Source organism: Actinobacillus ureae ATCC 25976, from assembly GCF_000188255.1.
Classification (GTDB): domain Bacteria; phylum Pseudomonadota; class Gammaproteobacteria; order Enterobacterales; family Pasteurellaceae; genus Actinobacillus; species Actinobacillus ureae.
Map to the genome: position 1 here is coordinate 1,351,241 of NZ_GL831080.1, position 10,008 is coordinate 1,361,248.

The following is a 10,008-nucleotide window of genomic DNA, read 5'->3' on the forward strand; positions in this document are numbered from 1 at the left end:
CTATCCCAAAAATTTCAAAACAAGATTGACACTGTTTTTTTAATCAGTGAAATAACCTGTATAAACATACAGTTTAGATAGAGGATATAAAAATGGCTTCAATTCGACCGCTTACACGTGAATTACCATATCAACCGCTACCAATGTACCGTGATATGAATAGCGAGCGTTCAATTAAATTGGATCTTAATTCACTTTGCATTAAACGCCCAACTGAAACCTTTTTTATACAGGTTAAAAATCCTAACCTATAATCGCTTGGGGAATCGAACTGGATGATTTACTGATCGTTGAGCAATCGGCTCAATATTTAGTAAACGATCTGCTTGTAATTGAGAAAAATGGCGAATATAAGTTTTACCAGTTCTTTAAAGAAATTGAAAATAATGAAGATATAAACGAAATTATTCTTTTTTCACTAGATGTTAGCGAACTGAATTTACGTATTCAAAACTGGCAAGAAGTGAAAGTTGCCGACATAATCACCAATGTGGTACACCAAATGCGCCACCGTTTTGCACAAGTTAGCGAGAGAAAATATGCCGCATAAATAAAAAGATCGCTAACTTATAGCCTAGCGACCTTTGTATTACATTACTCGGCGAGATTGCGTATAGTTTCTAGCCCAATAACGCTCTGAAAGTGAACTTGTTGTGATGCCTTGGCTTGTGCTGGCATGAACAAATTTACCGCCACCAATATATACCCCTACGTGATTATTGCGGCGAAAGAACACTAAATCGCTCGGGCGTAATTCTGATTTTGAAATTGAACGACCTGAATAACGTTGCTCTGCGGTTGAACGAGGCAAATCAATATTAAATGCACCAAGCATTGTTTTCTGTACAAAAGCGGAACAGTCAATGCCATTATGCCCTTCTCCACCTAAACGATAACGAGTACCGGCCCACTTACGATAAATCTTATTTACTTTTTGAGTAGCTGAATTTACTGATGAATTATCTGTTGCAGATTTTGCTTTTGCGGAAGCTTTATAAGCAAGTTGTGCTTTAATTTGATCAGCGGTTGCTGCTTTAGCAACAATTTTGATTTGGTTTGGAGTGGCAGGGGTACTACTTAAACTCGCAGAAGCCATTGATGAATAGTTTGCAATCGTTGCAAACAATATAGTGGTGAATAACGGCTTAAGCCTAGTAAAAGTAGAATGTTGTTTAATCATAATTTGTCTCGCCAGAACAACTACAGCGGTTGATTCCTATATCTAAAAATAACGTTTCACATTAAAAAGGCTTATCCACTGATAAGCCTTAAGTTATAAGCTAAGCCAGTATAGTCGATTATTTTGCCAATGTTCGCAAAAATTTTATCTCATCTGCCCAAATTTCAGGCTGAATTGTTTCTAAAATAAGCGGAATATCATCAAAACGGTCATCTTGCATGATAAATTTGCAAAAATCTGTGCCGATTGTGCCTTCTCTCAATGTGTGATGACGGTCTACTCGACTACCCAATGGCGTTTTTGAGCCATTTAAGTGCATTCCCCGTAAATATTGAAAGCCAACAATCCGTTCAAATTCGGTAAATGTCCGCTCACAGGCTTGTAACGAGCTGATATCATAACCGGCTGAGAACAAGTGACAGGTATCTAAACAGACACCAACTCGGCTTTTATCTTCCACTTGGTCAATAATTTCAGCTAAATGTTCAAAACGATAGCCAAGGTTAGAACCCTGACCAGCTGTATTTTCAATTACCGCAACCACATTCGGTACTTTTTCTACCGCAATATTAATCGACTCGGCAATGCGTGCTAAACATTCACTTTCCGAAATTTTATTTAAATGTGCACCGGGGTGGAAATTCAGTAGCTTTAATCCTAACTGATTTGCCCGTTCCATTTCATCAATAAAAGCTTCTCGTGATTTTGCTAAATTTTCCGCTTCCGGATTGCCTAAATTAATTAAATAACTGTCATGCGGTAAAATATGATCCGGTGAGAACTGATACGCCTTACAAAAGCGTTTAAATTTCTCAATCGTATCCGCTTTTAGAGCTGGCGCTTTCCATTGACGTTGGTTTTTAGTAAATAAAGCAAAAGCATTTGCGCCAATTTCAACCGCTCTTAACACAGCATTCTCGACACCACCCGAAGCACTCACGTGCGCACCAATATATTTCATCTTCTTATCCTATTCGTGTAAAATGGCTAACTTCTTAACCTTTATAAATCATTACTTATGAGCGAAACAACCATTAACGATTTTTCACTATTGTGCCGTTTATTCGGCAACTTATTCTACCGTTCCCCAACTGATCCGATTCTTGCCGGCACCTTTGCTTGGCTTGCACAAGGCGGTTTACGCCAGCAATGGGCGCAATGGGCACTTTCAACCGATGCTCAAAGCGAATTAGCTTTAACAACGTTAGAAAAAAATGCTAACCCTACTCAATTACAAGCAAGCTATCAAGCACTTTTTGGCGAGGAAGGAGCTATTGCTACAACAATTTCTGCCTATAAAATTGCGGTTGAAGACTTTATCAATTTCCGCCAAACACGCGCAATGCCGGAATTAGACAAACCTGATCACGTTGCACTTTTATTACTTACCGCCTCTTGGATTGAAGATAATTTAGATTCAAGTGCCGCACAACAAGCCTTTTTTGAGCAGTTTTTATTGCCGTGTGCTGCTAAGTTCTTAGGACAAATTGAAGCGCATGATAGCGGTTTCTATAAAGCGCTTGCTCAACTTTGTCGTGATGCACTCAGTGCAATGGCTGACGAATTAGAAGAATTATCCGAACAAGAAAGCGAATAATTTGTATGACTAAAAGCTCTTTGAGTGATAAACTCTAAGTGCTTAATTTTTAGCATAATCATTTGGAGGCTAATATGAAAAAGTGTATTCAGATAACGCCTGTCTTGTTCTCATTATTGCTTTCTGCTTGTGCTTTAACGCCACAGCAACAAGCAACCAGACAGGCCCAACAACTTAAGGCACATCATGCCTTATCGGTAGCATTAGCTAAGCAGTGTGATGTAGAAACTGCCGAATTAATGGCGCAATTATATGATCCGCCGGTGGCTCAGACCGAAAAAGAAAAAGCCGCTTTTGCCAAGCGCTACCAGAAAAAAGCCAATGATCCGCTGTTCCAATCTTGCTATAAACTCGCGTGGGATAACTATAAACACCAAGCGGAATTAGAGGAAATACAACGTTACTATGATTTTGAGCGTACTCGTTTCCGCCCTTGGCATTATTGTTACGCTTGTTGGTAAAAAAACGGACACTTTACAGTGTCCGTTTTTGTAAAATTTAAGCCACATTAGACCGCTTGTTCAGCACGATTACAGCATAATAAGTAGTAAATGACAGAGGCCGCCAAGGTACAAATAGCCATTGTATATAGTATCGGGCGCTCACTTGTTAGCGTAATATGCGATAACATTGCACCAACTACCGAAGCAATACCAAAACGTGCTGTTCCGGCTAAACCGTTTGCTGTCCCCGCCATTTGCGGATAACGATCTAAAATCGCTGCCGTTGCATTACTACCGATGGTCGAAAGCATACCCACATAAGACGGAATACCTAATGCCATCGCCCAAAAGCCTAATTGGAAGACAGCGACACACACAAGCCAAATACCAGCTAATAACTGGACAAGTAAGCCAATTCTCAACATTTTCTCCGAACCGACTTTAACTACAATGCGCCCATTTAGTGCAGTCATTGCGACCATCACAATCATATTTAAACCGAAGAAATAGCCGAAATATTCTTGCGATACACCGTAAATCCCGATATAGACCAATGAGCCTGAGGTTAAAAAGCAGAATAAACCGGCAAAGGTCAATCCCCCAACTAACACATAACCTAATACGCTTTTATCCGATAACAATTTCCAGAAATTTTTAAACACAATACCAAAACGTAGCGGTTGGAGTTTTTCTTGTACTAATGTTTCAGGAATTTTCCAGCTGATCAAGAACACACAACTGACGCCCATAAATACTAAGGTATAGAAAATCGAATGCCAGTGAAAATATTTTGTGATATATCCACCCAAGATCGGCGCTAATAGCGGGGCAAGCATTGAAATGATCATAATCACCGACATCATTTGGGCGAAACGATTACGATCAAACAAATCTCGAACTAAAGCACCCAGTACTACGGCTGGAGCTGCTGCACAAAGTCCTTGAATTAATCGTAGTAGATAAAAGTTCTCGATTGTCATCACCGCTGTAAGGAAATAAGCGGCAATCGCCGAACCGGAAAGACCAAATAAAATAATCGGTTTGCGCCCAAAACTATCCGCCATCGGCCCCCAAAATAGCTGCCCAACAGCAAAGCCGAAAGTAAATACCGCTAATGTAGTTTGTACTTTTTCCTGCGAAACCTGTAGATCTCGTGCAATATCAAGGAATGAAGGCAGATACATATCGATCGCAAGCGGTGGCAGCATTGCCATCATTCCTAAAATAATAAAAAAGCACGGATGCGGTCTTTGGGGTGCCATCAAAAGCCCCCTATTTCTTGCTCGGTAAGCAGACGATATTCACCTTCTTCAAGGCTTTCATCTAACACCACATCACCGATACGCCAGCGATGTAACGCCTCTACTTTATTACCTAAAGCGGCAAACATACGTTTTACTTGATGATAACGCCCTTCGCTGATAGTTAAATTCACATTGTAATCATCAATAATTTCCATTTGTGCCGGTAAACAAGGCTCACGTTCACCACGTAATAAAATACCTTCCGCAAGTTTTTCTACATAAAAATCTTCCACCGGATCGGCAAGCGTCACCAAATAGGTCTTTTCACAATGGTGTTTCGGCGAAGTAATACGGTGCGACCATTTACCGTCATCCGTCAATAAAACCAAACCGGTTGTGTCCACATCTAAACGCCCAGCGGTATGCAATTTAGTCATCAGTGGATAGTCAAAAAATTGGAAGACTGTCGGATATTCACCGTCATCATGCGAACACACATAGCCCTGCGGCTTATACAGCATAAAATACTGACCTTCATCAACCCATTCTAAACATTCGCCTTCATAACAAATTTCATCTGTTTCACTAATTTTTGCTGAACCACTTTTTTCGATTTTGCCATTCACCGTCACTAAACCGCTTTTTAATGCTTTTCCTGCTTGAGAACGAGTTAACCCCGTATTTTCGGCAATAAATTTATCTAAACGCATAATTTTCTCTTGAATATTAAAGGAGAGATTCAATTTTTATTGAATAAAAAGTAGGAAGCGGTCAGAAATGCTTCATTTTTTGCAAATTTTTCTCTGTTTTTGACCGCTTATAGAGTGGGGATTATAGCATAATTTCTTGCACAAACGGACTATCTAAGTCAGAAATTGGCAAGATTGAATGTTTCCAAGGTCTGATTAGCTGATATTGCATCAGATCTAACGTATCTAAACCCGGTGTTGTTTCAGGTGTATATTGTTGTGCTAAACGGGCAAGCTGAGTTAGGCCTAAACTCGACTCAATGCTAGAACTAATCACTGCACTTAGTCCTTGTTGATGAGCTTGCTCAATTAAACGAATACACTTTTGTAACGAGCCAACTAAGGTCGGTTTAATCACAATAGCGGTCACATTCGGTTCGTTTTTTACTACGAAATTCGGCTCTCGTACAGTTTCATCCCAAGCAATCTCAATGCCGGAGACTTGAGCAAATTGGCGGGAAAGTTCCGGCGTTTTGCACGGTTCTTCAATAAATTGAATACGACTTTTGTTTTCATTTGCAATTTTTTCGGCAAATTTAACCGCTTTCTCAAGCGTCCAGCCTCGATTCGCATCTAAACGTAATTGTAAATCGGGTAAAGCTTTAAGCAACATATTGGCAATTAAACCGTCACGATTAGCCTCATACAGCCCGACTTTCATTTTGCCGATTTTTTCACCTTCTAATGCGTTTAGCTCAGCATATAGCTCATCTGGATCACCATAGCAAAGCACTGCTGCACGATAATTTCCTTGCTCTGTTAGTTCTCCGTTTAATTCCGCTAATGCACAACTTAAACCGAATGCCACGGAAGGCACATAACTGTCTAAATTATCTTGTTGCCCGGCGAGCCATTTCGCAAGCCATTGTTCTGTTTGTTGCTGAGCAAGCGAAAGATCTTCTTGGCTAAATTCAGGTAGCGGGGCGATTTCACCCCAACCGACTTGGTTCTCTTCAGTTAATTTAACAATTAAACCTTCACGCTGTTTTAACCGACGATGACGTAAAATAACACCGGTTTCCACCGGAATTTGGTAACGATACAATTGTGCCTTACGCATAATAAATCCTTAAAATTGCAAAATTTTCGGCTTATTTTACCGCTATTTGTCATCTGATTCTCAGCAAAAAGAAGAAAATTTTCAGCAATTATTTAGAAATTTTGTACGATATGCTATAGAAATAATCAATTGACGAAATTTTAATATTATTTCTTTATTTTCGCCATAATACTTTTTGATATAAAGCATAGCCTGCTTCTTGTACATTTTGATTTATCAGTAGTTTAGTTTCTCTTTTCCATTTTATTATTCTTGTGCGTAAAAAACGCTTAGGCAGGAAATATCTTAACAACGGTATTTTTGCAACCATATTTCCGATCGGTTCATTCTTTAGTATTGTGGACATTTGGAAGCGTAAAAACATATTTTCCGACTGCAACAAAATGCCTTCTTTTTGAATTTCAAAATCACTATATTGTTTTCCATTCCAAATAAGCTGTTTAAAAGATTGCTTTCCTCTCCACTCTTTCCAAATAATCGTATGATTTTCTGATAAGAACCGCCCCCAATATAGTTCCGAAACTGCGAGTTCCCAAGGCGCAAAATTCATTTCAAGCATTTCAGCATAGCACAATCCTTGGTACTCTTTATCTTGAAAGCTTACATGAAAATGTCCTTTCGGCGTATGGCAATGCCAATTCACATACTGGGTCTAGTTATAAACTAAAGTCGATTTAACTTCGGACAAATGCGGAATCCAATAAGCTGAAAAATTTAAACGGGAATGTGTAATGGAACGATCTATCTGTTTTAACCTAAATAAACTACTTTTTTCAAATTGTTGACCGTTTTTACTATTAAATAGAATAGAAGAATAAGGAATTTTAATTCCCCATAACATCAACTCTGCAAAATAAATAATAAATGCGTTTCCTTGTTTATCGACTCCATCATAATAATGTTTTTTTAAATAAAACATTTGCCCTCCTTCTATAATTTTTGTTATAGAATCATTTTATAAGCGTTTTACAAAATAACTACATTCTTTACAAAAAGAATTCCGCTAAGTTTTACGTAAAGTAAGCGAATAAGTGGTTCATTTCAGATACGCTCTAGAAAAAAAGCCCTTTTTCCGCTACAATTTACATAATTTTGTAACAAATTCAGAGAGATCACTCATGTCAAACCAAAAACGAAAAATGCTGGTTACCTGTGCCTTACCCTATGCCAACGGTGCAATCCATTTAGGGCATATGCTTGAACATATCCAAGCGGATATTTGGGTACGCTTCCAGCGTATGCGTGGTAACGAGATCCACTTTGTCTGTGCGGATGATGCGCATGGTACGCCGATTATGCTTAATGCGGCAAAACAAGGCATTACTCCGGAACAATTAATTGAAAAAGCAAAAACTGATCACGTAGCGGATTTCAAGGGCTTCAATATCAGTTTTGATAACTATCATTCAACTCACAGTGAAGAAAACCGTGAACTTACTACGGAAATGTATAAAAAATTACGTGCTAACGGTTTTATCAAAAGTCGTGTGATTTCTCAGTTATTTGACCCTGAAAAACAAATGTTTCTTCCGGATCGTTTTGTAAAAGGTACTTGCCCGAAATGTAAAGCGGAAGATCAATACGGTGATAACTGTGAAGTGTGCGCGTCAACGTATAGCCCGATGGATTTAATTAATCCTCGTTCTGCGGTTTCCGGTGCAACACCAATCGTAAAAGAATCCAAACACTTTTTCTTCGATTTACCAAGCTTTGAAGGTATGTTGAAAGAGTGGACACGTTCAGGTTCACTGCAATCAGAAATTGCCAACAAAATGCAAGAATGGTTTGAAAGCGGTTTACAACAATGGGACATCAGTCGTGACGCACCTTACTTCGGTTTCCCAATTCCGGATGCGGAAAATAAATTCTTCTACGTATGGCTTGATGCACCTATCGGCTATATGGCGTCATTCAAAAATTTATGTGATCGCAGCGGCTTAAACTTTGACGAATTCTGGAAAAAAGATTCAGAAACCGAGCTTTATCACTTTATTGGTAAAGATATCGTTTACTTCCACAGCCTTTTCTGGCCGGCAATGTTAGACGGTTGTGAATTACGTAAGCCAACCAATGTATTTGCGCACGGCTACGTTACAGTTGATGGTGTGAAAATGTCAAAATCACGCGGTACCTTTATTCAAGCAAGTACTTATTTAAAACATATCGATCCGGAATGTTTACGTTATTACTATGCGGCAAAATTGAACGAACGTATTGAGGACTTGGATTTAAGCCTTGAAGATTTCGTCCAACGTGTAAACAGCGATATAGTTAATAAATTGGTGAACCTTGCTTCACGTAATGCAAGTTTTATTGCCAAACGTTTTGAAGGTAAATTGGCTGAAAAATTAGAAGACGAAGCACTTTTCGCCGAATTTATTGCACAATCAGAGCAGATCGCAACACATTACGAAAATCGTGAATTTAACAAAGCAATTCGTTTAATTATGGATCTTTGTGATAAAGCGAATAAATATGTCGATGATAAAGCGCCTTGGGTGATTGCAAAACAAGAAGGGCGTGAAGCGGAATTACAAGCGGTTTGTTCAATGGGTATTGAATTATTCCGTGTGCTAATGAGTTACTTAAAACCTGTATTACCACAGTTAGCGGAACGTGCCGAAGCTTTCTTACAAGCTGAATTAACGTGGGATAATATTCACCAACCATTATTAGGTAAAAACGTTGCACCGTTTAAATCATTGTTCTCTCGTCTTGAGAAAAAACAAATTGATGCGGTGATTGAAGAAACCAAAGCACTGTTTGCAGAGCAAAATAAAGCAGAAGATAAAAAAGGAAAACAAAAAGTGGAAAATACTGAAAATACGGCTGTTGAGCCTATCGCAGCGGAAATCACGATCGATGATTTCGCGAAATTAGATTTACGTGTGGCAAAAGTGATTAGCTGTGAAGCCGTACCAGAATCAAACAAATTATTAAAATTCCAATTAGATTTAGGCGATCACCAACGTCAAGTATTATCAGGAATCAAAGCAGCATATAACAATCCGGAAGAATTAGTCGGTCGTTTCGTGATTATGGTAGCAAACCTTGCACCACGTAAAATGAAATTCGGCGTATCGGAAGGTATGATCTTATCGGCTGGCACAGGTGGTGCAGATTTATTCTTACTTTCAGCTGATGAAGGTATCCGCCCGGGTATGCAAGTAAAATAAAAGCAATAACAAGCGGTGAGATTCACCGCTTTTTTTGCGAATTAAGGAGAAACGATGATCCAACAAACGCTTTGTTTAATTAAACCCGATGCAACAAAACGCAATCTAATCGGTAAAATTCTTAGCTATTTAGAAGAAGCGGGCTTAACCGTTAAAGCGCTCAAAAAAGTACAACTAACCCAAGAACAAGCAGAAGGCTTCTATGCCGAACATCAAGGTAAAGAATTCTTTGCGCCGTTAGTGGAATTTATGATTTCTGCACCGATTGTTGCGGTGGTACTTGAAGGTGAAGACGCTATCGCTCACTACCGTGAATTAATGGGCGCAACGAATCCGGAGCAACGTAAAGCCAGCACAATTCGATCGCTCTACGCTATCAGCGGTCGTGAAAACTCGGTTCACGGTTCGGATTCTGAAGAATCTGCAAAACGTGAAATCGCCTACTTCTTCACACCAAATGAAATTATTTAAGCAAGACTAAAAAGAAAGCCGTTTGTTTTAAACAAACGGCTTTTTTAGCTCTACAAGCGGTCGAATTTCCGCAAAATTTTGGGGATAG

The 10,008-nt window shown here is 39.1% G+C and carries 11 protein-coding genes and 1 pseudogene; 5 read left to right on the forward strand and 7 right to left on the reverse strand.

Annotated elements, in window-relative coordinates:
- The first annotated feature begins 92 nt into the window (after positions 1 to 92).
- A pseudogene (locus HMPREF0027_RS06330) lies at positions 93 to 550 on the forward strand (LexA family protein).
- Positions 551 to 589: 39 nt separating this feature from the next.
- On the opposite strand, the gene HMPREF0027_RS06335 reads toward HMPREF0027_RS06330, so the two are convergent.
- Both HMPREF0027_RS06335 and nfo read right to left on the reverse strand, forming a co-directional pair.
- Positions 590 to 1,177, reverse strand: coding sequence for an NlpC/P60 family protein (locus HMPREF0027_RS06335; RefSeq protein ID WP_044024453.1), 588 nt, complete (start codon positions 1,175 to 1,177; stop codon positions 590 to 592).
- A 121-nt stretch (positions 1,178 to 1,298) separates the two neighbouring features.
- Positions 1,299 to 2,141, reverse strand: a complete 843-nt coding sequence (nfo, locus tag HMPREF0027_RS06340; RefSeq protein ID WP_005623199.1) for a deoxyribonuclease IV — start codon at positions 2,139 to 2,141, stop codon at positions 1,299 to 1,301.
- A 57-nt stretch (positions 2,142 to 2,198) separates the two neighbouring features.
- Here nfo and HMPREF0027_RS06345 point away from each other — a divergent pair, with 57 nt between their 5' ends.
- Both HMPREF0027_RS06345 and HMPREF0027_RS06350 read left to right on the forward strand, forming a co-directional pair.
- Entirely contained in the window at positions 2,199 to 2,777 is a 579-nt protein-coding gene (locus HMPREF0027_RS06345; protein WP_005623201.1) for a TorD/DmsD family molecular chaperone, read from the forward strand.
- 74 nt (positions 2,778 to 2,851) lie between these two features.
- On the forward strand, positions 2,852 to 3,238 hold the full coding sequence (locus HMPREF0027_RS06350; RefSeq protein WP_005623204.1) for a hypothetical protein: 387 nt from the start codon (positions 2,852 to 2,854) through the stop codon (positions 3,236 to 3,238).
- Positions 3,239 to 3,285: 47 nt separating this feature from the next.
- On the opposite strand, the gene HMPREF0027_RS06355 is transcribed toward HMPREF0027_RS06350, so the two are convergent.
- From HMPREF0027_RS06355 to HMPREF0027_RS12600, 5 genes are all read right to left on the reverse strand, one after another.
- Positions 3,286 to 4,482 carry a Bcr/CflA family multidrug efflux MFS transporter gene (locus HMPREF0027_RS06355; protein ID WP_005623205.1) on the reverse strand — a complete coding sequence of 399 codons (1,197 nt, stop codon included), beginning with the start codon at positions 4,480 to 4,482 and terminating at the stop codon, positions 3,286 to 3,288.
- Positions 4,482 to 5,174 carry a 16S rRNA pseudouridine(516) synthase RsuA gene (rsuA, locus tag HMPREF0027_RS06360; protein WP_005623206.1) on the reverse strand — a complete coding sequence of 231 codons (693 nt, stop codon included), beginning with the start codon at positions 5,172 to 5,174 and terminating at the stop codon, positions 4,482 to 4,484. The genes HMPREF0027_RS06355 and rsuA overlap by 1 nt, the downstream gene beginning before the upstream one ends.
- Positions 5,175 to 5,295: 121 nt before the next feature.
- Positions 5,296 to 6,273: an o-succinylbenzoate synthase gene (gene menC, locus HMPREF0027_RS06365; protein ID WP_005623207.1), complete on the reverse strand. Its 978-nt coding sequence runs from the start codon at positions 6,271 to 6,273 to the stop codon at positions 5,296 to 5,298.
- 154 nt (positions 6,274 to 6,427) lie between these two features.
- On the reverse strand, positions 6,428 to 6,916 hold the full coding sequence (locus HMPREF0027_RS12595) for a hypothetical protein (protein ID WP_005623208.1): 489 nt from the start codon (positions 6,914 to 6,916) through the stop codon (positions 6,428 to 6,430).
- Between the two features lie 9 nt (positions 6,917 to 6,925).
- A complete protein-coding gene (locus HMPREF0027_RS12600) occupies positions 6,926 to 7,192 on the reverse strand; it encodes a hypothetical protein (RefSeq protein ID WP_005623209.1) in 267 nt (88 codons plus the stop codon).
- A gap of 199 nt (positions 7,193 to 7,391) precedes the next feature.
- Here HMPREF0027_RS12600 and metG point away from each other — a divergent pair, with 199 nt between their 5' ends.
- Together metG and ndk are read left to right on the forward strand one after the other, a co-directional pair.
- On the forward strand, positions 7,392 to 9,449 hold the full coding sequence (metG, locus tag HMPREF0027_RS06375; RefSeq protein ID WP_005623211.1) for a methionine--tRNA ligase: 2,058 nt from the start codon (positions 7,392 to 7,394) through the stop codon (positions 9,447 to 9,449).
- 54 nt (positions 9,450 to 9,503) lie between these two features.
- Positions 9,504 to 9,920, forward strand: coding sequence for a nucleoside-diphosphate kinase (gene ndk, locus HMPREF0027_RS06380; protein ID WP_005623212.1), 417 nt, complete (start codon positions 9,504 to 9,506; stop codon positions 9,918 to 9,920).
- Positions 9,921 to 10,008: the final 88 nt, after the last annotated feature.

What these genes read in the sequence shown, in the direction of transcription:
- rsuA (WP_005623206.1), bottom strand. Translation starts at nt 5,174, where the DNA reads ATGCGTTTAGATAAATTTATTGCCGAAAATACGGGGTTAACTCGTTCT.
- menC (WP_005623207.1), bottom strand. Translation starts at nt 6,273, where the DNA reads ATGCGTAAGGCACAATTGTATCGTTACCAAATTCCGGTGGAAACCGGT.
- metG (WP_005623211.1), top strand. Translation starts at nt 7,392, where the DNA reads ATGTCAAACCAAAAACGAAAAATGCTGGTTACCTGTGCCTTACCCTAT.
- nfo (WP_005623199.1), bottom strand. Translation starts at nt 2,141, where the DNA reads ATGAAATATATTGGTGCGCACGTGAGTGCTTCGGGTGGTGTCGAGAAT.
- HMPREF0027_RS06345 (WP_005623201.1), top strand. Translation starts at nt 2,199, where the DNA reads ATGAGCGAAACAACCATTAACGATTTTTCACTATTGTGCCGTTTATTC.
- HMPREF0027_RS12600 (WP_005623209.1), bottom strand. Translation starts at nt 7,192, where the DNA reads ATGTTTTATTTAAAAAAACATTATTATGATGGAGTCGATAAACAAGGA.
- HMPREF0027_RS06350 (WP_005623204.1), top strand. Translation starts at nt 2,852, where the DNA reads ATGAAAAAGTGTATTCAGATAACGCCTGTCTTGTTCTCATTATTGCTT.
- HMPREF0027_RS06355 (WP_005623205.1), bottom strand. Translation starts at nt 4,482, where the DNA reads ATGGCACCCCAAAGACCGCATCCGTGCTTTTTTATTATTTTAGGAATG.
- ndk (WP_005623212.1), top strand. Translation starts at nt 9,504, where the DNA reads ATGATCCAACAAACGCTTTGTTTAATTAAACCCGATGCAACAAAACGC.